The organism is Microcoleus sp. MON1_C5, assembly GCF_036701875.1.
Lineage (GTDB): Bacteria > Cyanobacteriota > Cyanobacteriia > Cyanobacteriales > Microcoleaceae > Microcoleus.
Genome location: NZ_JAUBRN010000038.1, coordinates 38,443 through 63,071, shown reverse-complemented (window position 1 = coordinate 63,071; position 24,629 = coordinate 38,443). Strand labels below are relative to the sequence as shown.

Annotated in this window: 21 protein-coding genes and 2 pseudogenes; 8 read left to right on the top strand and 15 right to left on the bottom strand. The window is 45.0% G+C overall.

Features of this window, described 5'->3' with window-relative positions:
• Positions 1-38: 38 nt before the first annotated feature.
• From QUA71_RS18760 to QUA71_RS18740, 5 genes are read right to left on the bottom strand one after another with little or no spacing between them, the layout of a single operon-like run.
• Entirely contained in the window at positions 39-1,082 is a 1,044-nt protein-coding gene (locus tag QUA71_RS18760) for an SPASM domain-containing protein (protein WP_333287250.1), read from the bottom strand.
• A gap of 43 nt (positions 1,083-1,125) precedes the next feature.
• The gene (locus QUA71_RS18755) at positions 1,126-4,671 is read right to left on the bottom strand and encodes a trifunctional glycosyltransferase/class I SAM-dependent methyltransferase/polysaccharide deacetylase (RefSeq protein ID WP_333287248.1); all 3,546 of its coding nucleotides are present in this window, start codon (positions 4,669-4,671) and stop codon (positions 1,126-1,128) included.
• A gap of 9 nt (positions 4,672-4,680) precedes the next feature.
• On the bottom strand, positions 4,681-5,415 hold the full coding sequence (locus QUA71_RS18750; RefSeq protein WP_333287247.1) for a sulfotransferase domain-containing protein: 735 nt from the start codon (positions 5,413-5,415) through the stop codon (positions 4,681-4,683).
• 46 nt (positions 5,416-5,461) lie between these two features.
• Positions 5,462-6,721, bottom strand: a complete 1,260-nt coding sequence (locus tag QUA71_RS18745) for a glycosyltransferase family 4 protein (protein ID WP_333287245.1) — start codon at positions 6,719-6,721, stop codon at positions 5,462-5,464.
• A gap of 11 nt (positions 6,722-6,732) precedes the next feature.
• Positions 6,733-7,557, bottom strand: coding sequence for a phytanoyl-CoA dioxygenase family protein (locus QUA71_RS18740; RefSeq protein WP_333287244.1), 825 nt, complete (start codon positions 7,555-7,557; stop codon positions 6,733-6,735).
• A 164-nt stretch (positions 7,558-7,721) separates the two neighbouring features.
• Between QUA71_RS18740 and QUA71_RS18735 the strand changes: the two genes are divergently transcribed.
• Positions 7,722-8,309 (top strand): NADPH-dependent FMN reductase, encoded by a 588-nt coding sequence (locus QUA71_RS18735; protein ID WP_333287242.1) that lies wholly within the window; start codon positions 7,722-7,724, stop codon positions 8,307-8,309.
• 69 nt (positions 8,310-8,378) lie between these two features.
• On the opposite strand, the gene pstB is transcribed toward QUA71_RS18735, so the two are convergent.
• Genes pstB through QUA71_RS18715 form a run of 4 tightly spaced genes read right to left on the bottom strand, consistent with a single transcriptional unit; the run spans position 8,379 to position 11,913 of the window.
• Positions 8,379-9,203: a phosphate ABC transporter ATP-binding protein PstB gene (gene pstB / locus QUA71_RS18730; RefSeq protein ID WP_333287240.1), complete on the bottom strand. Its 825-nt coding sequence runs from the start codon at positions 9,201-9,203 to the stop codon at positions 8,379-8,381.
• A 44-nt stretch (positions 9,204-9,247) separates the two neighbouring features.
• A complete protein-coding gene (pstA, locus tag QUA71_RS18725) occupies positions 9,248-10,183 on the bottom strand; it encodes a phosphate ABC transporter permease PstA (RefSeq protein WP_333287239.1) in 936 nt (311 codons plus the stop codon).
• A 52-nt stretch (positions 10,184-10,235) separates the two neighbouring features.
• Positions 10,236-11,117 (bottom strand): phosphate ABC transporter permease subunit PstC, encoded by an 882-nt coding sequence (pstC, locus tag QUA71_RS18720; RefSeq protein ID WP_333287237.1) that lies wholly within the window; start codon positions 11,115-11,117, stop codon positions 10,236-10,238.
• On the bottom strand, positions 11,074-11,913 hold the full coding sequence (locus QUA71_RS18715; RefSeq protein ID WP_333287235.1) for a phosphate ABC transporter substrate-binding protein: 840 nt from the start codon (positions 11,911-11,913) through the stop codon (positions 11,074-11,076). Before QUA71_RS18715 ends, pstC begins: the two co-directional genes overlap by 44 nt.
• 355 nt (positions 11,914-12,268) lie before the next feature.
• On the opposite strand from QUA71_RS18715, the gene QUA71_RS18710 reads away from it, so the two are divergent.
• The 3 genes from QUA71_RS18710 to QUA71_RS18700 all read left to right on the top strand — a co-directional run bounded on the left by QUA71_RS18710 (position 12,269) and on the right by QUA71_RS18700 (position 14,354).
• Entirely contained in the window at positions 12,269-12,676 is a 408-nt protein-coding gene (locus QUA71_RS18710; protein ID WP_333287233.1) for a hypothetical protein, read from the top strand.
• Positions 12,677-12,696: 20 nt separating this feature from the next.
• Positions 12,697-13,077: a hypothetical protein gene (locus tag QUA71_RS18705; protein ID WP_333287232.1), complete on the top strand. Its 381-nt coding sequence runs from the start codon at positions 12,697-12,699 to the stop codon at positions 13,075-13,077.
• A 68-nt stretch (positions 13,078-13,145) separates the two neighbouring features.
• A complete protein-coding gene (locus tag QUA71_RS18700; protein WP_333287230.1) occupies positions 13,146-14,354 on the top strand; it encodes an acyl-CoA dehydrogenase family protein in 1,209 nt (402 codons plus the stop codon).
• Between the two features lie 146 nt (positions 14,355-14,500).
• Here QUA71_RS18700 and tnpC read toward each other — a convergent pair.
• From tnpC to QUA71_RS18680, 4 genes and pseudogenes are all read right to left on the bottom strand, one after another.
• A pseudogene (tnpC, locus tag QUA71_RS18695) lies at positions 14,501-15,972 on the bottom strand (IS66 family transposase).
• Between the two features lie 420 nt (positions 15,973-16,392).
• The gene (locus QUA71_RS18690) at positions 16,393-16,722 is read right to left on the bottom strand and encodes a XisI protein (RefSeq protein ID WP_106332496.1); all 330 of its coding nucleotides are present in this window, start codon (positions 16,720-16,722) and stop codon (positions 16,393-16,395) included.
• Positions 16,710-17,126 carry a XisH family protein gene (locus QUA71_RS18685; protein ID WP_106332495.1) on the bottom strand — a complete coding sequence of 139 codons (417 nt, stop codon included), beginning with the start codon at positions 17,124-17,126 and terminating at the stop codon, positions 16,710-16,712. The genes QUA71_RS18690 and QUA71_RS18685 overlap by 13 nt, the downstream gene beginning before the upstream one ends.
• A gap of 59 nt (positions 17,127-17,185) precedes the next feature.
• Positions 17,186-17,347, bottom strand: coding sequence for a hypothetical protein (locus QUA71_RS18680; protein ID WP_333287227.1), 162 nt, complete (start codon positions 17,345-17,347; stop codon positions 17,186-17,188).
• 111 nt (positions 17,348-17,458) lie between these two features.
• Between QUA71_RS18680 and QUA71_RS18675 the strand changes: the two genes are divergently transcribed.
• The gene (locus QUA71_RS18675) at positions 17,459-18,409 is read left to right on the top strand and encodes a tyrosine-type recombinase/integrase (protein ID WP_333287225.1); all 951 of its coding nucleotides are present in this window, start codon (positions 17,459-17,461) and stop codon (positions 18,407-18,409) included.
• Between the two features lie 107 nt (positions 18,410-18,516).
• On the opposite strand, the gene QUA71_RS18670 is transcribed toward QUA71_RS18675, so the two are convergent.
• A complete protein-coding gene (locus tag QUA71_RS18670) occupies positions 18,517-18,666 on the bottom strand; it encodes a hypothetical protein (protein WP_333287223.1) in 150 nt (49 codons plus the stop codon).
• A gap of 97 nt (positions 18,667-18,763) precedes the next feature.
• Positions 18,764-18,817 (bottom strand): annotated as a pseudogene (locus QUA71_RS18665) (hypothetical protein); the annotation flags it as partial.
• Positions 18,818-19,344: 527 nt separating this feature from the next.
• On the opposite strand from QUA71_RS18665, the gene QUA71_RS18660 reads away from it, so the two are divergent.
• The 3 genes from QUA71_RS18660 to QUA71_RS18650 are packed head-to-tail and all read left to right on the top strand — an operon-like array spanning position 19,345 to position 24,629.
• Positions 19,345-19,932 (top strand): DUF1788 domain-containing protein, encoded by a 588-nt coding sequence (locus QUA71_RS18660; protein WP_333287221.1) that lies wholly within the window; start codon positions 19,345-19,347, stop codon positions 19,930-19,932.
• Positions 19,933-19,934: 2 nt separating this feature from the next.
• Positions 19,935-23,480: a BREX system P-loop protein BrxC gene (brxC, locus tag QUA71_RS18655; protein ID WP_333287220.1), complete on the top strand. Its 3,546-nt coding sequence runs from the start codon at positions 19,935-19,937 to the stop codon at positions 23,478-23,480.
• 57 nt (positions 23,481-23,537) lie between these two features.
• On the top strand, positions 23,538-24,629 hold the full coding sequence (locus QUA71_RS18650; protein WP_333287218.1) for a hypothetical protein: 1,092 nt from the start codon (positions 23,538-23,540) through the stop codon (positions 24,627-24,629).

The window sequence follows — 24,629 nt, the reverse complement described above, 5'->3', positions numbered from 1 at the left end:
CCTGGATATGAGACCCAACTCGCCGTAGCATGATCTCGCTAATTGGGAAGGAATTCTTTCAGATTTCCTAGATCAACAATTGGATCTTTGAATATGGGATTTGTAAGAATCTCTAGAAACTGATGGTGTTCGGGATGGCTTGAGGCATGAACAGCTTGTAAATCGAATTCTTCCCCATAAGTCCCAAAATTTCTGATTCCCGCAAAACCAACTCTATTGAAATCAAAACGCTTGCCTAATTCAACAAAATCTTTCATTTCTTTGTAATTTTTTTGCTGAACGACAAATTCAATTGATACCCAATCTAACGTCCCTTTCCTTTTCAAAGAACTAACAAATTCTAGGTTAACTAACAGGCGTTTAAATTCTCCCCCACGGCGAAGAACGCGGTAAGTGTCTTCCGATGCCGCATCAATAGAAATCTGGACACTTTTGATAGATTTATGAATCTTATGCCACTTTTCCCATATCTGTGGTGTAAATAATTGAGCATTAGTAATTAGATGAACTCGTAGCTTTGGGTATTGTTCAGAATCAAGTGTTGCCAAAAGGGTTCGATATAGTTCACTAGCAAATGGATCTCCAGAACCGGTAACAATTAGCAGCTCAGCGTCATCTAAACCATCAGCAAGTAAACGATCTTGCAGTTGCTTTTTCTCATCATATTCCAGTCCTTTTTTCAGCATAATTGGTTCTGTTCTACATGATGGACATGACAGATTACATGACCGATCATAGGAAAGGTTGATGGTTTTGGGCTTTTTCTTGAGAACTGTTAATCGATTTTCTATGATTTCTTTTAAGTCAGGATCTGATACATCTTCTCTGTAGGCGAGTGTGTTGTTTCCAATTAGTGGACATTCCTTGCTGAGGCAGTACTTAAAACTTCCATCAAGAATAGAAGCCCGAATATCTTGGGCTGCATCTGAATTCCACACATCCATGAACTCGTTAGTTTGAAGATTACCAATTGACTTGGGTAACCAGCCTCTACAACAACAGGTAACATCCCCATTTTCATGTACTGAAAAAAATTCAAAGGGTTTCGCACAAAAACGGCGTGAAAGGTCTTTTTTATTCATTTAGTGATACCTCCTGAGTAAGCTTGAATTTGAATACATTTGCTTAGGAATTAAGTTTAGTGACAAATTCCTGAAAGCTATCAAAATCCCTAACTTCTATCCGGCGTAGTGCAAGTAATTTATCATCGAATTGGTTCAAACCAGGACGACAAGATAACCCAATAGTATAACCACAGGCTCCAATCAGATGTTGCACAACGGCATTAAAATCTCCATAGGGGTAAGCAAACGTCCGAATCGATCTACCTAGATAGCGACTGAGTAGCATCCTCGAACGAGCAGCTTCCTGCACCACCTCTGCGACAGACAAAGCAGTCAGAAAGCTATGAGTCGCTGAATGAGAACCAAACTCAACCCCTTCATCCTGGAGTTGGCGGATGTCGGACCATCCCAGCAGCGGCACCTCCTCCCCATAAGCTGCATCCCAGGTGTTTGAGCTTCCCACATGCTCGGTTACCAGAAATACCGTCGCTGTAAACCCATACTGTTTCAATAGAGGCCAAGCATAGTGGAAAAAGTCAAGATAGCCGTCATCAAACGTAATCGCTATTGCCCGACCCGGTAAGGGACGACGCGCTGCTACTGCTGCTTGCCAATCTTCCCATGCCACGCTGTAAAAACCAGCATCCCGCAGATACCGCAACTGCTCCTCAAACGCTTCCGGCGTCACCCGGTAACGATTCATTGTCGCTGAACCTGTTGGTGCGACGCGATGGTACATGAGGATTGGCAGCTTTTGAGTGACAACAGGCTGTAGGCGGCGACCACTTCTCCGGGGCTGACCGCCATGCCAGCGGACGTAAGCCTCCTGCTCTGGTGATATTGGTGCAGGCTGTTCAGTCAGTTTAACTACTTCTGGGATGTGGCGCTGCCAGGGATGACGCTGGAACAACTGCACCCGATACAAGGGGGTCCAGATTTCCTTGACCAAACGCAATGTAGGGATGCTGGCAAATGTCTCACCGATGACTTTGCCACCAAACGGGTTGCCCCAGTCAAAGCCAGTTTTGTCCGGTTCATCTACGATCAGATGCGCGTTAGCCATGAGTAGATAGCCACCCGGTTCGAGGGCGTCAGCAATTTTGCTGGCGATTACTTTAAGTTCCTCCAGATCTTTGAGATAGTGAAGTACCTCGCTACAGACAATCAGGTCGAAGTGTCCCGGCAGTGGGTCTTTAGTCATGTCCAAGTGCTGGAAGCTGATATTCTGTAGGTCGCGGCAACGTTCAGCAGCCCGGTCAAGGGCGATTTGGGAGATATCAGCGGCAATTAAGCGCTCCACACGAGGAGCCAATTGAGCGGTAAAATGTCCTTCGGCACAAGCCAATTCGAGTGCTTTGCCAATCTGGGTTGAGGGGAGTAAGGAGAGAGTCTGCTCGTACTTGGTCTGCTCGTAGGGGCTAGTGTATTTCCAGGGGTCGGGTTGAGTGGAAAACCAAGTCTCGAAAAACGCTCGACCGTGGAATCTTGTCTTAACACTTGCGGATTGCATCGAACTGGGTGTAGGACACTCAGACGGACGATCAATTAGCTCTGGGGCGTAAATGACTCGCTCTGGCAGCGTGCCGGGAGGGGGAATTTGCATCACTGGTTCTCCGACGACTTGAGCCATTTCTACTAATTCACGCCCTACTGCTCCCGGCAGTATCGCTCGTCGAGAAGCACTCGTTCCCATCGCCCCACGGCGACGACCTAACACCACTGTATTAGGAGACAATAGCTCACTACTGACAACAGCTCTTCGGGTGGAGGCAAACCATTCGGGTGACTGAGCTTGTGCCATAGCCGCCTCAACGAGACGCGATCGCAGCGATCTTGACTCATTCAGCGGTCTACCCAGCAGACCTTCCCGGACACAAGCGCGGCACAGTTCAAGCTCACTTGCCCTCGTCAGCGCCACCCGCAGAGCTTGAGCAGAGACAAAATTCTGCTCGACGGGGATACTCACGCTGCCAATGGCAACGCCTCCCACGGTCAGCACAACATCAAGCTCTGGAACTGCCACCTCTATGTCGGGTAGTTCCTCACTAATTTCTACAATAAGCCAGCCGTCTTCAACGCGCTTTCGTGCGATCGCTTCCTCCACCACCTCTGGGTTATAGAAGCGCTCCAAGGGCCAATCCGGACGTCCCCAGATTTGCTGCAAAAACACCGTCCAGTCGATTTGGTCGTGGAGATTTTGGATTTCCTCCCCTTGGTAAGGGGGGGCTGATGGGGTTAGATTTTGGCTTGGGGAATCTCTTTTACTCTCCTGCTCCTCTGCTTCTGGATTCCCGCTTCTTTTGACTGTATGCTCGAAAAACCGACCGAGAATTTGCCCAGCATATTGGGCTGCGATCGCATCTTTGATGACCCAGCTAGCAACCAGTCCATCACATATGGGTAATTCCAGCCTACCTAGCTCAGTTCCCTCCATTTCCACAATGCAGTGGAGACGCTCAGTCCCTACTGTTGGACAAATATCAGAAATTGGCTCTGTCACCTCTAGGCGAACTGCATAAGTAGTCCCGATAGTCAATGGCTTTCTCACCTGGGAGTGTTGCAAGACCATGCGCTCTAAAATGGTGCCAGTGCGACGAGCCAACCCGGTAGCCTGCGACTGTTCCTCCAGCGCCACAAAGAAGTCCTTGATGCGGCTTTCAACACTAGGCCATAGCTTTTCCCAAGCGGCTGGCAGTTGACAAGTGGAGACAAGTACAGACTTAAACATGCGGTGTGCGATAATAGGCGGCCATAGGTTCGGAGCGCTGTCATTGACGAGCAGTTTGAGCAGATGCTGAGCGTCCTTACCGCTACCGATCAGTAATCCCGCATGCCAACTTGACTTCTCAAGCCTTAGCTTCGCAAGTGCTTCTCTCGGTTCTCCTTCTGCATGGCTGGGATGGGGGTTCGGCACGCGCGGATCGGGCGAGTGACCCTGGGCTAATACGCGCACGGCGTTAACAAAAGTCCTATTTCCATCTCTGGAAAGGGAATTGGGTCGCATTCGGTAAAATGCTAATATCTCCTTAACGGCTCCAAAGCGAGCGCCAGTGCGAGCAATGCGCTGCCAGAAATCCCAGTCTTCAGCAGAACTTAGGGAAATATCGAATCCGCCAACCTCCTCAGCGAGCACTTTGCGGAAGACACAGGCATGGATGAGCAAGAGACATTGGCGGGCGAACACAGGAAATAAGTCGGTCAAATCGGGAACGTATTTATCGAAGAACGTGTTGCCGTCAGGATCTACACGCCTCATTCCACAGTGAACAGCGTCTAGACTGGAATCAGAGGCAATAGCTTCGGTCATTCGTTCCAGGTATTGTGGTGAGAGCCAATCATCCGCATCGAGAAACGACAGCCAGTCGAAATTGGCTAGACTGATACCCCTATTTCGGGCGGCGCTTACCCCTTGATTGGGCTGGCTAACGGTGCGAATCCGGCTGTCTTTGGCAGCGAATTGGTTGGCGAGCGCTACTGTTTCATCATTAGAGCCATCATCGACTACGATTGCTTCCCAGTTTGGCATCGTTTGAGCCTGAAGAGACGCAAGCGTTTCAGTAATTGTTTCTGCTGCGTTGTAAGCGGGTATGACAATAGATACGTTCATAAAGTTGCTTTACCAATTTTCATCTGTTTCATAGCCTGTTTTGATCAAGATTGGATTAAACAACTTTTTAAACCGCTCAATGTGCTGCTCAGAAAAATGATTCTTCCAATCTCCTGTTATACCATTTCGGTAATGAGAGTAAACGTTTTCTTCTCCTTGGGTTCTGCCATCTGATAATCGTTTAAAAGAATATTTATCGATGATGGCGCGTAAATCTTCCTTGCAAAGCAAGTTTGGTACAATTTGCAAATGGGAAAATATCTCTGTAAACTCCTCCATCGGGTTGGCGATCAAATCCTCAAACTTCTTCTCTAAAACGTTGGGATTATTGTACTTCCAAGAAAATATATGATATAAGTACACTGAGGAAAATTCCATCTCTGCTAAAATACCCTCTTCCTTGTCCAAGCCTTGCAAATAATTTCTATAAACCCTCATCTTTGGCCATTTTTCTCCATGCTTGTACAAATGAGAGAAATAGCCCGATGTAATAATGTCTCTTGGATCGCGTATGACATGAAACCCCAAACACTCCAAAGAGCGAACCAGCAAATAATCTGAGTTCCAGCAAATTAAAAAGGATTCTTTAAATTGATTATCTTCTAGATAGAAACGCTTGGGCAACTCGACGGCATGGTCTTCTAACTCCCAGGACAAATTGAGAGTGGCACAAATTTCCTTAATAATATTGGTAATGTATTGAGAGCAACATTTGTGATGTCCATAATACGCCGCTTGAAGCATCTTTTCATTCCTGGCTAAAGCATTATAGTTCTTTGATGAAATTTTGTCAGAACAGTTCTTGAATTGCCGACTCTACCTTCTGTCCAATTGCTGACCACGAATATTCAGACTTTACCAGTTCATAGGCAGAGTTAGCAAGTTTTTGTCCTAAGGAAGGATCTGACCAAAGCTGACACACTCCTTCTATCATCGTTTCAATCTCGTCCCTAATCAGCAGGTGTTCCCCATCCTTGACGTTCAATCCTTCAGATCCCTTGGCGGTACTAACCACAAGACAGCCCGCCGCAAAAGCTTCCAGGATTTTCAGGCGAGTGCCACTACCGTGACGTAACGGTACAACCATCACATTGGCAGCAGCCAGATAAGGTTGAACATCTGGAACTTCGCCAGTGACGATAATTCCAGAATCTCGTTTGGCAGCTTCAAGCATCCGTTGAGTAGGGGAATGTCCCACGACTAATAGACGGCAATCTGGATAAACTTGCCGTAGTCGCGGATAAATTTGGTCGATCAGGATCTCAACGGCCTGGACATTAGGAGGATACGTAAATTGACCACAATAAAGTAAATTCCGCTGTTTTTTCGACAATCCCTCGGGCAGAGTGCATTTACCCAAGCGGACGGTGTCGTAGTGTGTGACATCAATCCCATTGGGAATTACCCGTGCGTGCGAGACTTGTCCGTATAAATCCTGTAGCAGTTTGTCATCCACATCACTGCACATCCAGACTTGGTCTGCTTGGTCAAGCAAGTCACGTTCAGCTAGCTTGGTTCGGGAAAGGTCAAGAGAACGCTCAATCTTCTCCTTAATCGTTAACTTTCGGTTCTCAAGTGCAGAGTATGCCGAGTAATGTCCCTCTCTCACAAGCACTTCTACGTTTTGCTCTTCTAAGATAAAGCGACATCCATAACGCTTGATTATAGGCGCATATTCATACGCCCGGATGTCTGCTAGCACCAGATCGGGCTGAAATTCTGCGAGGACTCTCTCTAACTCTTGGGCAGCCGCCTTCGTATACCGCCCAATTGTGCGGGAAAATTTACGGGGGTGCAGCCACCAAAACCAAAGTTCCAACTTTTCCCAGAATGAAAGCTGTGGCTCAACCAAGTTGTAATGATGTTGTGGGTCAACACCAGGAATCGTTTGGTCATTAGGTTTCCTAGTAAGAATATAAAAAACACCAACGGAGCCAAACTTCATCATGATGTTTATGTCTTGCCAGATACGTAAAGCTCCCCCTCCCATCGGTGGGTACGGTTCCTTAATGGCGACGATAATAAGTGTACGAATTGAAGTTATAGTCACTGCTGTGTTTTTTATAATACTTGCAATAAAACATCCTCTGACAGAGGCTCTATTGGTCGATAATCTCGACCTGCTACATATTCGGGACGTGGATTTTCCACGGGAATGGGAATGTTCTCCACACTGTTGTAGGCAATTACTGCAATTGTACGATTGAACGGAGACATAATATTAGGTGCTGAACCATGAACGCAACTGGGATGAAACAGGAGAACTGAACCAGCAGAACCTTTAGGAGCGACAATTCCATATTTTTCGACCAACTTGGTAACAGTTGGCCTACTCAGCATATACTGCGTTCGACGAGATTTAAGATATTGTTTCTCTTCAATGGCTGAAGACTCTTCTTCTTCAGTGATGGGGTTAATCAAGCCTTCCTTATGAGAACCCGGCATCAGCAAAATCGGACCATTAAATTCGTTAACTTCATCCAAGAAGACGATGGCGATCACTGCTTGGTCTGTAGGCATACCATCTTCTTTACAAAAATAAAAAGAATCTTGATGCCACGACCACATCGTGTCTTCAAATGCTGGCTTAAAGTTAAGGCTACACCGATGGATGTAGACAGCAGAGTCGCCCAATATCTGCATTACCGGCTTGAGAAGTTTTGGGTGACGGACTAATCGATGAAAAACTTTGTTTTCCAGATGCGTGCCATGAATCATTTTGACAGTTTTTCCGTCTTTTTTAAGAATTTTCCCAGCCAAATCTTGGAGACACAGAGCACTGGCTTCAGTCCGCATCACCTCTACTTCCCCAGGGGCCAAAGAATTGGGCAAGAGCAGATAGCCTTGGTCTTCATAAGTTTTCAATTGATCGCTTGTTAGTTGCATGGGAAATTCCTTTTCCTAATTCAGCAATATTGCTTGTTGACAATATGCAAGTGTGATGCTTATCAAAAAGTTTTGAGCAAATATCGTCCCGCTCTTCCATTAAGATAATATGATGTCAAGGGCAAAATCCACACAACAACTTAAAGGATTTGGCAGAGCTAGGCATGATTAAGGCTTATATCCCTGTTCTTCTTGGAAGTTCTCGAACCGGAAGGCAGAGTGTGAAGGTGGCTCAGTTTATTTTGGAACAATTGCGTCAGTGCGATCGCGTGCAAACGGAACTCATTGACCTGCGCGAATATAGACTTCCCATTCTAGAGGAGAGATTGAATGAAACATCAACTCCTCTACCCACTGTACTCCAGTTCTGTTCTAAACTTGGTCAAGCTGATGGTCTTCTCATTGTTACTCCAGAATATAAGGGAGGATACCCTGGAGTATTGAAGAACGCCCTTGACTACCTAGAACCCCAGGCTTTGCGGTATAAGCCTATTGGTATCTGTACTGTGTCCTCTGGTGGTTTTGGAGGGCTAAATTGTCTGACGCAGTTACAACTCGTCTGTCTGGCGCTCGGAGGCTTACCTATCCCAGACAAGTTACCCGTCTCCAACGTACAGGATCTCTTTGACGAAAGCGGAAACTTATGTAATTCAGCATTCAAACCCAAGCTGGAATCGTTTATCGAGGAACTGGTTTGGTATACGGAGGCTATGATTAACCAAAAACAAGTCTCTAGGGCATTAGTCAAGTAGTTAGAGCTGACATAAGTGCTTAGTAGTGCATCCCCAATTTTAGGGACTGAACATTTCTTAGAACTCTCCCTATCCTCGGCTACCGCTGATATAGGCTTCTGTAGTAGGTTGCTGAGGATTTTCAAAGATTTGTTTAACCGAACCCGCTTCAATCAGTCTGCCGCTGCCATCTTTGACCCAGAACAGAGCGACATAATCAGCAATTCGTCGAGCCTGAGCCAGGTTGTGCGTAACAATTAAAATTGTGTATTTTCCTCGCAAACTTACAATTAGGTCTTCCACAATACCTGTGGTGATAGGGTCGAGAGCGCTGCAAGGTTCGTCCATTAACAGAATCTCTGGCTGCAATGCCAAAGTTCTAGCAATACACAAGCGCTGCTTTTGACCCCCAGAAAGGCGAAGTGCTGGAGACTTCAGCCGGTCTTTGACTTCATCCCACAAACCTACATCTACCAGAACCTGTTCAACAATTTCATCAATCCTCTGGCGATCTTTTATTCCATGCTCTCTAAGGGGAAAAGCGATATTTTTCCAAATAGAGAGGGGGAAAGGATTGGGTTTTTGGAAGATGGTGCCCACCCGACGGCGAAGCGCAACTGTATCCGTTTTAGGATGGAGAATATCTAAGTCCTCCAGCCGAACTTGACCGCATATTTTGCAGTTGGGAATCAAGTCAGTCAAGCGATTGAGGCACGACAAAAAGCTAGTCTTGCCACATCCCGAAGGCCCAATAAGTGCAGTAATACAACCTTTGGGAATGGAGAGCGTCACGTCTTCCAGGGCAAGGTTAGAGTTGTAGTATAGGCTCAACCGCTCAGTGTACAGGCAAGGTAGAGGCAAATCCTCCTCAGAAGGAGAAGAAATCAATTGTGTTTCTGATGAAGGCATATCCATAAGCGAGTCGCGATCAAAATGCCAAGACTTGGTGCAAGCAGATATCAATTTTGAATCCTACTATGGAGCCAGTGCTCTCCTATCCAAATAGCAGCGCCATTAGTCACTAATAGTAGAATCATCAATACCACAACTGAGGCATAAGCACTGCTATCTCCACCAGAAACATTCATCGATAAGCTGTATATGTGCAGGGATAGAGTACGACCAGAATCCAGCAGGGATTCTGGCATCCGCTCAACGTAACCACTCGTATACATCAGAGCCGCAGTTTCAGCGATCGCCCGTCCGATACCCAAAATCAACCCAGCAGCTAAACTAGGAAATGCTGCGGGCAATAAGAGGTTTACGAGGGTTGTGCTGCGTGAGAGTCCTAGAGAGGCAGCGGACAAGCGGTATTCATGGGGAACAGACCGCAGCCCCTCCTCTACAGAACGGATCAGAAGGGGCAGCACCATGCAAGCCAGGGTTAAGCCTCCCGAAAGAATCGAAAATCCAAGTCCCAGTGTCACACAGAAAAAGGCATTACCGAATAAACCGAAAACAATAGATGGAACGCTGGCTAGCATATCTAAACTGCGCCGCACCAACCGTCCAAACCAGTTATTCAATACAGTAAATTCAGCCAAAAATATCGCTGTTCCCAAGCCCAGGGGTACGGCAACGAGCAAGCAAACGCTCAAAAGCAGCGCTGTCGAAACGAGAATTGAGGCAATGCCACCTTGGCGACCTGCCTCTTCTGGCTCTGTAGTCAGGAATTCCCAGGACAAATGTCCGGCACCATGCCAAACAATATCAACTGAGATCCAGAGGAAAACTGCGGTGACAGAAATTGCAACTGCCCAAACAAGCAAACTAAGTAGGATGTCTGCGTAGGCAATCTTTTTGCTTCGTGCTATGAGGTCAGATTTGGTTGCCGCCTGACTGCGGGGGACGCCTGCAGGATTGTTCTGAGTTGGAGGGATATTGTGTCTTGACATTTGGCTAAAACATCTTTCTTAACTGTGAATTCAGATGCAAGATTCTCAAAACCTAGTTGTGATAAATTTCCTCTTGTGCGATCGCCTCTGCTAGTAGCACTAAAACAAGGTTTACCCCCATCAACAGTAGCCCGCTAACAAACAAAGCCGAGCGGTGATCTCCCAAAGCAAAATCCATTTCTAGAGCAATGTTTGCAGGTAGAGTCCGAATCGGCTCAAATACACTGCTAGGAATCTGAACAATGTTGCCACAAACCATCAAAACGATGATAGTTTCTCCTATAGCCCGACCCGTTCCCAGGATGATACTTGTGAACAATCCCGATCGCGCAGCAGGTAGAACAATCTCCCTGATGGTTCCCCAGCGAGATAATGAAAGAGCCACTGCACCTTGCAAATACTCTTGAGGTACTCCAGCTAAACTGGCATCAGCAATTAAGGCAATTGTGGGTGTAATCAGGAGCGCTAGCAACAAAATACCAGCTAGCAAGCTGGTTCCTGGCGGGTGTAAGCGATTAATCAGCGGCACCAATACCACTAATCCCCAAAAACCGTAGACAACACCGGGAATTCCTGACATGATCTCCAGCAATCGTCGATACAGATTGGCAACCGGTTTGGGGGCGTAGTAGTGGCAAAACAAAGCTGACAAAATCCCTATAGGAGCAGCTAGTAGAACTGCACCCGCTACAACCAGCAGCGTACTGATAAGCATCGGTGTGAGACTATAGACTCCTTCCATGGGATTCCAAGAAGTGTTCCTCAAGAATGGAAGTACACCTACTTTCCGGAACACCGGCAGGGACTCCAGAACCAAGAATCCGATAATAAACAGGACAATTGTTCCTACAATCGCTGCAATACCCCGCAGGCTCCAGATAAGTAACCGATCAACGTTTTGCGGGAACGAAGTTTTCTTTGCGGAAGATGTCATAGTTTTCCTGAGCCTGAACAAAATCGATGAATTGCTTGGTCAATTCCGTAGGTTGTCCCTTTGTCACTAAGTTAAGTGATCGCTGCCAGGGGAAACTGTTATCCGCAACAGCAGCACTTGTTGCTTTAACACCATCGAGAGTGAGAAGTTTCACCTTTACACCCTGCTGAATGCTTTGTTCTGTAGAACCAATAGAAACGTAGCCGATCGTGTTCGGATTTCCAGCCACTGTTTTAATCCCCTGCTGGTCATCCCCAACGACAACATCAGCTTTAACCGCTTTATTGTCAATGCCAAAATAGTGCAAAAATAGCGTCAGTGTCGAACGTCCCTCTGCCTTGTGTACGAGGGTTATAGGAGCATCTTTACCGCCTAAGTCTTTCCAATTCTTGGTTTTCCCAGTATAGACAGCAACAACCTGTTTGCTGACAATCTTATCTAAGGGGTTGTCTGCATGAACAATTATGCTAATCCCATCACGACCAATGAGAAAGACCTGCATCCCTTTTTGCTCTTCTTCAGTTAGAGCCTCCGAAACCATACCGATGTGGGCCAATCCTTGACGTGCATCTGTCAACCCCCGCGCCGAACCGCCTGTATGGACATCTATGCGAGTACCAGGATGCTGTTTTTCAAACCGTTTACCCAGTTCTGAAACCAAAGGGGCGATCGTACTGGCTCCGGTAATAATTAACTTTTGCTGCTTCAATCCAGCTTTGGGTTGTTCGGCACAGCTCGGGGACAAAAGACACAAAGCTATACCCATTGCTAGATGTAGCGTTATTCTAGGACTCATCAGGTATCTGTGTTCCTATTACGAGTTATCTCTATAGGTTAAAAAACCTGCTCATTACCCTAGCAGCTTCGTCTGATCCCTTAATGATAATTTTTGTAATAAGATACGAAATATCCATTTTCACTTTCGCTGGAACTGAATGGGCAAGACTACAGGTACTCAAGGAATCCTGCTGTTTTTTTGCATAGTTGCAGGATGATGGTATTTGTAGGGTAGCGCCACTGTGCTGCGCGATGACGCCTAGTTTGGGGCAACTACAGGGGGATTGCCCCTACAGTTTCATCCTCATGAGTTGTATCCTAATAATCGGCTCACATTGATTAATTGCCACACCACATAAGTAGAGAGCTACATTGTGAAACAAACAACTCAATACGCATCTTACATGAAAGCCGATCTGCGACCCTCTGCCAAGGAGCCGCTCGATCTTTCGCCCCTAGTCGGTGAGTGGGTCAATACTAAGCCGGACAGCAGTTACTTGGTTCGAGTCGTCCTCACCTCTAGGGACGGTCGCCTTGTGTTTCGGGGTTATGGAGCCAACGAACCCGATCCCATTGACTGGGGTGAGGTTGAAGCTATGCCTTACGTTGCAGGAACCTCGCAGATGGCAGGGGGATTTCAGGCTACTTACAACTTGGATGGGATTGAGACGCAGGTGATGGCAAACCAAAAACTGGGGGTTCTGGTTCTTAACTTGTATACCCGCTATCTGGATGGCAGCGATCGCACCAGTCACTTTACCCGCGAGTTTTATCATCGCTAATGGAAGAGGAGGATTTTAAGATGGAGCGAAACGAACTTTACGGTCACCAGCCCGAAAGTGGCAAGATTATTGATTTCACGCCTGTTTTGGGTACTTGGATAAACACAAACACCAAGACCAGATGGATCGAGAAATTTACCCTGACCAAGCATGATGAGAAAATCATTATGCACGCTTATGGTACACAGTCCCCCAAAGATTGGGGTGAAACTGAGGTGACACCGTTTGTGGATAACTTGAATGAGAACGCTTTCTGTGCGCGATACGAACTCGATTCAGTGGAATCCTTGTTGGCAGCTAACATGAGCAAAGGCTTGTGGGTCATTGCCGCCTTTCTCACGTTCAAAGATGGCAACCAACCCAATTTTCTGTGCCGGGAGTTTTACTATCGGCTGGACTAAGAAAAGGCTCAAAGAGGTCCTGCTTGGCCTCATCAGCAAGCAAAAATAAGTCTATAAAACTCCATTAGATGATTTCCAATCTAACTCTCAATAAGCAAACCCTGATTGAGCGTATTAGCCAACTGGCCCGCGATAAATTCGCCTCTCGTGCCGTAGACTATGACCGCACTTCCAGCTTCCCAACGGAAGATTTTGAAGACCTTTTTAATGCAGGTCTTAATGGGCCTGCTGTGCCAACTGAATATGGTGGTTTAGGGTTAGGACATGATAGCGATATCTTTACCCTCTGGATGATGACCAAGGAACTGGCCAAGGTAGATTTATCCTTAGCCCGTTGTTGGGAAGGACACGCAAATGCCCAAGTTTTACTGACAGCTATGGCTAATGAGTCTCAGAAAAAGCGCTGGTTTGAGGGCATTGTCGATCGCGGGGAGAAATGGGCCGCTTGGAGTGGAGAACCGCAGTCTCAAATTCCAGGTCAAAAAGTTGGCCTGGGGACAACTGTTCAAGTGGTAAATGACGGCTACATCGTTAATGGCACAAAGGTCTTCGCTACCAGCGCCCCAGCAGCACAGTGGGCAGTTCTGCTTGTCAACCCAGCAGGGGCTGGGGGAGCGCGTCATAACAATAGCTCGCCGGCATCGGTACTGATGCTGGGCTGCAATTTATCCGACCCCAGTGTTAGTTTTGATGATAGTTGGTGGCAGCCAATTGGCATGAGAGGTACAGTGAGTTACCTGGTTCGCTTTGAGGAGACTTTCATCCCTAACGAAAACCTGATTGGCTATCCAGGACAGTACATCCTTGAGGAGTGGCAGACGCGGTTTACACCTCATTATGGGGCTGCTTTTCTAGGAGCTGCTGAGGGAGCCTATGAGTATGCTTTGGCATACATCAATAAGCAGGAAAAAGGGCACGATCCCTACGTACAGCACCGGATTGCTAAGGCGGCAATGAATATAGATACTATGCATTTCTGGTTGCGGCACACAGCCACTCTCTGGGAAACAGGTCAGCAGTTAGGGGCCAAACAAGCAGGCAATCGGGCCCGTTACATAACTGAGCAACTGGCTACTGAAACGGTGAACGACTGCATAAACACTTGTGGTGCTCGCTCCCTGATTCAACCGAGTCCGATAGAGCGAATATTGCGAGACTTGTCCTTTTACGTCCTGCACGATAATCGCGATCGCGTTTTGTCATCCATTGGTCAGGAAATTTTAGGGCAGTCCTACGATCGTTCCTATTTTGGATCGTCCCCTAATCCAACGCCCTAAGCCGAATCGTAGCTTACCAAATAACGATTGCTTCTGCTGGTCGTTTTGGAATGTGATTTGAACCCACATTAATACCCAGCTATACGTTTATTTATTGTTTAGCAAGAGAGTCGGTGATTTTTTGAGCAATGAAATTTTGTAAGGATTCAGGTCTTTGATTGGGGAAGAAGAGAAGGGATGAAAAAGTCACAACAATGGGCAGATAGAGCATCACGGAAAAAAGCTATTGCGCTTTTACCCTGAAACCGACAAGTCTGAATCACAGATAACAAATCAGCAGTTTGTTCAAACCGAGACATTGACCGGGAGCCCCCAGATACCTTACGTTTAGTCACGGCTAATCGCAAAGAACGTTCTGCCAAATTATTATCAGGAGGAATGGATGGATGGTCTAAAAAGTACCACCACTGTTGCGCTTTCTCACGCAACGAGCGCAGTAACAGTCCAGCAGCATGACCAACATGACCTTGCCAAGTATTTAACAATTCTGCCAACCTGGTCTTAAAGTCCCTTGCCCAAGTGTGATAATCAAGCTCTTCAGGGTGTTCCCGCCATTTTCGATGTTGTCGAAATGCCTCATCAATTAATTCCAAAAATGCAGAAGCGACGACAGTGTTATTACCGTGGCCCATTTGCAAAACTTTCTTAAAACGTCGCCGTAGATGGGCTAAACATTTCTGCTGCCCTCCCACAATCACACCGTTATAGACGCTAAAATCATCGGAACTCAACACACCAGCAAACTCGTTCCCCAGCATTGTCTCTAATTCGGCTCTACTGCGAGTGTCTGCGGCATGAAACAGGCAAAAATCTTGACCCGTAGCTGTCCATAACCATTCTTTGACTCCCTTGACACACCACGGAGTTTCATCCACATGGACGGAAAGCTTGCAATGGTGCCCATTGCCATAGCTCTTCAACGGCAGGCTTTACAGTATCAGCTACCCGCCCGTTTGTTGCTTGTAATGTCCCTATCCCAATTTCGATTCCACCTAGTTCGCGCAGGAACTCTTGTTGTTTTTCATAGGATATGTGCCCATAATTACCTAACCATACCAATAATGCTTGTAGGTCGATGCTTAAATCTTGTCCTGGAACTATCCCTGATGCTGGTGCACCCATCACCATTGCTCCACATTCATTACATTGACATTTGACTCGTTGATATTCCACCACTTCAATAGGTAAGGCCACCGGCACAGGCTACCTGCTGCGAGCTCAAACCAATCGCATCACTTAATTCAGGACTACCACAATGCTCACAATACTCAGGAGTGCTGATTTGATATCTATCTACTCGCCCAAATCCTTTTCGGGTTTTACCGATATGTCCCGGCTGTCCTCCTGGTTTGCGCTTTGGTTGGGACTCTGACTCTGACTCTGACTCTTTTGAATTGTCAACTTTGGCTGTCTCTGATTTCTGTATCAGATCGCTCGATGGTGGTTTTGATGATGTTTTACTATTACTGGGCTGTCTCTCTTGGAGCTTTTCGAGCTTTTGTTGTAATTTTTCAATCAGCTTCTGTTGGGTGAGCACAATTTTGACCAGCTCCTCACGGCTCAACTGGTCAACCATTTCTAATTTTAGTGCTGCTGATAACTCTGACTTTTCGCTCATCTGACTACATTACCCTATTGTTCGGCTCTCTGCGGAACTATTTTTACCTGAATCCTTACGAAATTTTTGGCGTTGCTGATTTACGGTATGAAAGGCTAAATATGCCAGTCATAGAAACCACTATCCACAAAGTTTCTGGATTTTAAACTTATTTTTTTCATACCCTGATTAAGCAACGCCGAACCCATTTGACATCTTTTCTTAAAAAATAAGGCAGACAAACAAGTCGTCTCACATAACTCAATAGCCACAAGATGAGAAATCATGGGGCAATGGTGGCAAAAGATCCCAAATCGATATCGCACAGGGCTTACGCTTACAGCAATAGATCTCAAATGGGTTCTATAAGCGTAAGTTCCGCTCGCGTGACCAAACTAAATACTTTATTTTTGATGAAAATGTAAATCCTTCGTATCCCAATTACCCCACTGCAAACTCAGTAAATTGACGCACGTAAGGGGCTTTAAAAGCTAAAACAATATCTTCCTTGGGAACTCCGGCGGCTACTAACTCATTCGCTATTCCTGCTTCCGTTCTATCCCTCTGAATCCAAAATTTACCATCTTTTATATCAACGTGAATCACACAGCCGTAAACCCGTTTTTGCTCGTCCCAGCCCAAATGAACCACATGATAATGCTCCCGTTCGGTATCAAAAAGTAATTGAACTTCTGTTTCAGTATCCAAGTCATTCCTTGAGTGTTGAGACAGAATTGTTTGGATTAATTCTCTGTAGTTTACTCTTTCCATAAAAGTATACCCTCTTGAATAGCATCAAAAATGAGTAATTTGAGCTGATGCTCAGCGATTAATTCTTGAATAAAACGATTGCTGAAAAAATCATTATACACATCTTGGTTTATTGCTAAATACAAAATTCTGTTTGGTTGCTTTTTTCTCAGGGCAGAACGATAGCTGAGAAATTGACCCAAAGCTATATAAAAGCTGGCTAAATCAGATGCACCGATAAAAGACTTAATCTCTACAGCAATCTTGAAGCCATCTTTCTCTGCTGCTAAAATTTTCTCCCCTGCTAAGTCGATAAAAAAATCAAGTTCCTCTACCTTGATAAAAAGAGGATCGTGAGTGATGATCCATCCCTCTTTTTCTAAAGCTGAACGAACAGCATTGTGAAAGATATCTTTAGCGGACATATCATACCCACGAAATTGCTTAACCGAGCAGTATTGATTGCCATTCCGCCATCATATCATTACAGCCATTCGCGATCGCACTCCCCAAAAATTCTCCCCACGGAGCATAACTCTCCCACCCACCAGCGATAAAGCAATATCAGGCCATTCACAGCAACTAGCCCAAAAAAACAGGCTAAAGCTGCATAAAGGTGTTCTTCTACGAACAGGAGGGAACACACGGGCTCGTCCCCGGACGGTGAGGGTTCACGAGGGAAGAGCCAAATCGATCGATCGCGTGAACCGTTAACGGCGTAAAATTTAGTATTTATAATGTCACTTATAAATACTAAATGCTCAACCGAATTGGAGAGCAACAGCCAGAAACCTTGAAGTTGCACGCACCGGTGCCACTGGCATTGCATCCTGCGGAGGTGTACCTTGACAGTTTGGGAAGCGATCGCTCGAAGGCAACTATGGGGGCGGCGCTGGACATCATGGCGAAGTTGCTGGCGGGCTCGGAGTGCGACCGGATGACGTTGAATTGGGCAGCCTTGCGCTACAAGCACACGGCAGCGCTGCGCTCGGCTCTGGAGAAACAGTACGCGCCAGCTTCGGTCAATCAAATGCTGTGCGCCCTACGGCGGGTGCTTAAGGAAGCTTTGCGGTTAGATTTAATCGACCCCCTGGATTACAGTAAAGCTGTGGATGTCAAGAGTATCAAGCAATCGGGAAAACCAAGGGGGCGGGCGCTATCCCCGGATGAAATTGCAGCGCTGGTGCAAAGCTGCTCTGGTGAGAGTACGGTTGATGTTCGAGATGCAGCCTTGATTGCTATCTTGCGTGGAGGTGGCATTCGTCGTGCTGAAGCAGTCAATCTGGATGTGGCAGATTTCAACCTATCTACGGGAGCGTTGGAAATTAGAGAGGGTAAGAGCAAGAAATACCGAACAGTTTATATCTCAGAACCGGCGATCGCTTTGGTAGAAAAGTGGCTCAATTTGAGAGGAGAGGAATCGGGCCCGTTGCTTTTTTCCATCCGTAAGGGAGGAGAAATTCAATTTCGGCAGATGACGGATGATGGTGTTTTGAAGATTTTGCAGCGACGGGCGTTCCTCGCTGGAGTGGATTCTTTCTCGCCTCACGATTTTCGGCGCACGTTTTGCTCAGACCTCCTCGATGCTGGAGTCGATATAGTGACAGTGCAGAAGTTGGTAGGTCACGCTTCCCCTGTGACGACAGCTAAGTACGATCGCCGGGGCGAAGAAACGAAGCGACGGGCCGTGCAGCACTTAGGGTTTTGATTTTGAGGGTGGGGGTGCCATTCGCAGATTTTCTTGAGCCAGCCAATTCACCCTAATCAGGCTATCTTGTACATTCTTAAAAATGGCGGTGTTTGAAAGGTTTAGGCTTAACTTCTGCCTCGAAAGCGTACTGGCATTCGAGCTGATGGATAAATTAACAGGTTTTGCTGTAATTGTTCCAGAGAAGAACGACCTTTGACTAACTCCCAATCGAAGTGGCGCAGCAATAATGCTAACATCATCGTTCCTTCCAGCATTGATAGATGCTCTCCTAAACAACGATGCGAGCCGCTCGCCAAAGTCTATCATTGGCAGTGAACTTGTTTCCTTATTCTTGTCTAACCAACGTTCCGGCAGAAATTCCTCTGGATGAGCATAAACTTCTGGATCTCTTCCGGCTGCAAGCATTGACCAGGATATTCTCGTCCCACGCGGAATCACTGTTGGACATCGAATGCGAGGGTTGTGCAACCAGCGCCTGAAGCACCGTTAATGACTCTGAGCAAACCGATCGCGAGTTCGCGCATAGATTGTCCATTCGGTTAAATTAATGTATTCGCTGTAGACTAAGCCAATCACCATCCAAATGAGTGTTTGTAGATGCCGATAGTCTGCCCAGGGCATGGATTGATCAAACAAAGTCTGTAGTTGATGATAGAGTTAGGAGGTTCTCATTGGTTTTTGTGGTTGTGTGGTAACTTTCACAATAAACCGGAAATGCCCTTCGACTATGGGTTGAACCTCCTTTCCCTTGGAGTTTTGTCAGTCAACCAGGCGTCAACGACTGTGTATAAGTTTCACCCGTGGGCATCGTCATTTTCCTTTTTCTGCACGTTGATACCGGGCTCGATGTTTCTGGCTAAATTTATGGATCTGGTTTTCGGTCTTCCTCTTTTGCCAAGCTGGTATCCGATAAACCCAACAGCATGAAAAATATGTCTGTGCCAACTATTCAGCAACGTCTTGATAAATTACTCCTTGCTTTACAAGACTCTCGCTTACTTAACAATCGCGGGATTGGCAACGAAATTGGCTTTTATATATTTGATTATGACCCCGAACACGAGCCATTAGTGCAGCAGCACGTTGCTCGTTTAAAGCTGCAACTAACAAATTCTATCAATAATCTGAAAGTAGAGGAGATTAACCTCTACCATGCCATTCTAGAAATCTTGCAAGGACGGCGAGTTTTGCAGAAAGCATTTGATTTGGAAGCAACTAAAGGTAGCGCAGTTCTGAATAAAACTATTTCTCCTTTGCTGCGTCCTGCCCAGGTTGTTGACCATATCCATAAAAAATTGAGTGGTCAGGAGCAACTTGTGTTTTTGACAGGGGTGGGCGCGAGTTGGCCTTTGCTGCGATCTCACACTATCCTCAACAATTTACACGCAGCTCTCGATCGCACGCCACTGGTGATGTTTTTTCCCGGTTCTTACGATGGTCAAGAACTTCGCCTATTCAACACTTTTAAAGACGATAACTACTACCGAGCTTTCCCACTTATTCCCCGGCAGGAGCGTTGATTATGAATATGAATATCTCTGAATTATTTCTTAAAGACATTCACCGTAATATCAATGGTGTGATTAAAGTTGGTCAACTTGACAGCGATAACATTCGTCAAGAACTTGAAGAATATGTCATCACTCACGAACTAGATAAACACTTTCGCAGTTTCTACGATCGCTATACTACTGCTCTAGATACCCCAACTGACAAAATGGGGGTTTGGATTTCTGGGTTCTTTGGTTCCGGTAAATCTCACTTCCTGAAAATTTTATCTTATTTGCTGGATAATCGCTCACTGGGGAACTGCCACGCTTTAGATTACTTCGATCAAGAGCGAGTTCCCGATCCAATGTTACGCGCTAGTATCACTAAAGCGACACGGAATTCTACAGATGTAATTTTATTTAATATTGATTCTAAAGCCGATGCTAATAGTAAAAATGATAAAGAAAGTATTATAAAAGTTTTTAAGAAAGTTTTTGACGAGCATTTAGGTTATTTTGGTACAGTTCCAGCAATTGCCGAATTTGAACGTCAATTAGACCAACAAGGGAAATACGTAGCTTTCCAAGACGAATTTCAACAAGTTTCTGGACTGGAATGGAAAGAAAATCGGGATGCTTGGGGATTTCACCAAGATGAAATTTCTACGGCTCTACAAACAGTTAGCGGAATGAGTGCGGAAGCTGCTGATCGTTTGCTTGACTTTAACGAACAAAATTATAGCTTAAGTAGTGAAAAGTTTGCTCGTCTTGTTAAACAATACCTGGATAAAAAAGGCAATCAGCATCGCTTACTATTCATGGTCGATGAAGTGGGACAATATGTAGGAGATGACAGCAACCTGATGCTAAATTTGCAAACGGTTGTTGAGGATTTAGGAATTTCTTGTCAGGGACGAGCTTGGGTTGTTGTTACTTCCCAAGAAGCAATGGATGAAATTACCAAAAATCGCATAAAAGGGCAGGACTTTTCTAAAATTATTGGTCGATTTAGCCGACCTTTAAGTTTGTCTTCAGCTAATACAGATGAAGTTATTAAACTGCGTTTGTTGAATAAAAAAGAGGCGGCTATTCGAGGTTTAGAAGCTCTTTACAATCAAAAAGTTGCTATCTTAAAAAATCAAATTACTTTTACAGCGGACTGTGCTGAATTACCGGGATATCGTAATGCAGAAGAATTTATTGCTGGCTATCCTTTTATTCCTTATCAATTCAATTTACTGCAAAAAGTTTTTACGGCTATTCGGATGATGGGGGCGGCGGGTAAACATTTAGCATCGGGAGAACGTTCTTTATTAGATGCTTTTCAACTAGCTTCCAAAGCAGTAGCAGGTCAAGGGTTAGGTGGATTAGTTCCTTTCAATACATTCTACTTAGCTGTTGAAGGGTTTTTAGATAGCGCCATTAGTCAAGTTATTGACCAAGCAGCACGAAATTCTCAATTGCAACCGTTTGATATAGATTTGCTAAAAACCCTATTTATGATTAAATATGTTAAGGAAATTCGCGCCAATTTGGATAACTTGACGACTTTATGCCTGAGTAATATTGACCAAGATAAATTGGCACTTAAGGCGCAGGTAGAAGCGGCTCTGAACAGCCTGGAAAAACAGACTTTAATTCAGCGAGTGGGAGATGAATATAACTTTCTCACTTATGAAGAACAGGATATCGGACGGGAAGTAAAAAATACTGAGATTGACCCCAGTGAAGTAACAGCAGAACTGCAAAAGCTAATTTGGGATTCTATTTTTACCGACAAGAAAATCCGTTACGACCAACGGCATCAATATTCCTTTAATAGGAAGTTAGACGATCAACCTTATGGACAACAAACTAGCGACCTTACCCTTCATATTATTACGCCTTATGCAGATCGCTATAGCCAACTCCAACAAGATACTACCTGTATTCTCAATACGGGAGCGGGACAGGAGGTTTTAGTTAGATTAGCTGACGACCAAACTCTATTAGATGAACTGACTGAACTGGTTAAAACTGATAAATATATCCGGCGCAAAAATAGTGGCACCCTCAGTACCAGCGTCCAGACAATTCTGACTACTCGCAGTGAAGAAAATAGTCGGCGAAAGGAACGTATTACTACTACTTTACAAGATTTAATTGAGCGTGCAGATGTATTCGCTTGCGGTAGCAAGGTAGAAATTAACACTCGTGACTCGAAAAATGTTTTAACTGAAGGGTTAACTTATTTAATTGATAATGTTTACAAGAAGCTGAATTACGTTAATAGTGGATTTGAAACTGAAGAACAGGTAAGTAATGCTTTCAGCCGCAAACATCAAGAACAAAATACTTCGGGACAGGCGTTTAATGCAGCCGCTCATAGTGAAATGCTAACTTGGTTAAATGATGAAGCAAGAACTCATCGGCAAGTGACAATTAAGGGTTTAATTGACAAGTTTGCAGCTCGTCCTTATGGTTGGTCAGAGTTAGATATTCTGGGTCTGATAGCAGAATTGGTTAATCAGGGTAACTTAGAATTGCGATTGGCTCAAGGGACGGTAAATTCTCAAGAATTAGGGTTAGTTGCTAAATTAAGAAGTCGCAAAGGACTAAGTGAATATACTGTACGTCTCAGTGAAGTAATCAATCCTGCTAGTTTGAGAGTGGCTAAGGATTTAGCAAATGATTTATTGGAAATTACACCACCAAACGACCCATTAAAGTTATTTGAAATTTACCAAAATAGCTTAAGAGTTAAACAGGCAGAATTAAAAACTTGGTTAGCACAAGCACAATTAGAAGGACTGCCTTTTATTAAACTATTAGACACTCATTTAACTCTGGTCACTGAGTTGGCAGGGAAGGAAAGTCCAGCAGATTTTTACAATGCTGTTCGCCTTCATAAAAATGATTTGGAAGATTTGATTGAAGATGGACAAAAGTTAAAATCTTTCTACACTGGACAAGTTAAGGTATTTGAGCAAGCGAAGCAGGATTTAAAATTTCTGGAACTGGAGTTGCGTCATATTAATCATGCAGAATTATTGCAGCGGGTGGAAACAGTGCGCCAAATTTTGGCAATGGCAGACCCAACGACAAAAATTCCCCAATTACCGATGTTATTGCAGCCAGTTAAAGATAACGTGCGTGAGGTTTTACAGGGACAAATTGAACAAGCTATTTCATTTTCTGAAGATATTAAACAACAGCTTGTTGAATATGTCCAAGTTGCCTATCCTACTCAACAGATTGATTTGGGGCAGTATTTTACAGAGATTGAAGGGGCAATTTCTGTGATTAAAAATGCTACTAATATTGATTCAGTGATCGCGCGACAAAGTGAATTAGAGGGATTTGTCAATAAGTTTAAACAAAAAATTGATGCTGCTGCGGCTCAAATCATCAACAGCGCTAAAGAAAAAACAGGTTTTTATCAGGTGAATGCGATAAAAGCTATTGTACCAGTCCGGGTGGTAAGCTATGCTCCTAAACCTTTTTTAGAAACGGCTGAGGATGTAGAGTCTTATTTAGCAGCTTTACGAGGAGCATTACTAGGAGAAATTGAGCAAAACCGCCGCGTGCGTCTAGAATAAAGATTATCTTCGTTTAATAGATACATTCAATTTGGACTGTTAGTCTCTTTACTGAAAATGAACCGCAACTCTATCAAAACTTTTGCTACTTGGGCGCGTCGTCACCTCCGGGAACAAGTTACGGCGCGGGCTGCTTTATATGGGATTAGTGCTAAACAATTGGTGGAACCAACAACGGTTTCTGGGGGGTTATTAGTTGCGGGACAAACTTTGGATGCGCGGGAGGCGAAGCAGTATGAATTATTGCGTCAACATTTGAAAGAGTTGATGCAGAAAGGGAAAGTGGCGGAAGCGGTAGAAACGTTAATTGATGAAATTGCTTATACTTGGTTTAACCGTTTAATTGCTTTGCGCTACATGGAAGTGAACGGTTATATTGGGCGGGTTTTAAGTAGTAGTGACTCGATGTTTGTTGACCCGGATATTCTACGGGAAGCTAGTGAAATTGCCGAATTAGAAAAGTTACCGGGATTAAATTTAGATGTTTTAAATCAGTGGCGCAGTTTGGCGAGTCGGGAACCTAATTCCGATGAGTTTCTGTATCGGCGCTTATTGCTGTGTCAGTGTGAGGCTTTGGCGGAGAGTTTGCCTTTTTTGTTTGACCGCAGCAAGAATTATATGGCGTTATTTATGCCGGGTAATTTGTTAAATCAAAATTCGATTTTGCGGCGGTTGGTGAATGATATTAGTGAGGAAGATTTGCTGGCAAAACGACCGGATGAGGAAGACCAACAGGATGTGGAAATTATCGGTTGGTTGTATCAGTTTTATATTTCGGAAAAGAAGGATGAAGTGATTGGGGCAAAGTCTAAGGTGAAGGCGCAGGATATTCCCGCAGCGACGCAACTTTTTACGCCTCATTGGATTGTCCGTTACATGGTGGAAAATAGTTTGGGGCGGTTGTGGTTGGCGTCTCATCCTGAGTCGAAGTTGCGGGATTATATGCCTTATTATTTGGAAAGTCCTAACCAAGAGGAGGAAAAGAAAAGTTTTAAACCGTTACAACCGGAAGATTTAACGGTTTGTGACCCTGCTTGTGGGAGTGGTCATATTTTGGTGTATGCGTTTACTTTGCTGTTTTTGATTTACCGGGAACAAGGGTATTTAGAAAGGGATATTCCTGAGTTAATTTTGACGCATAATTTGTAG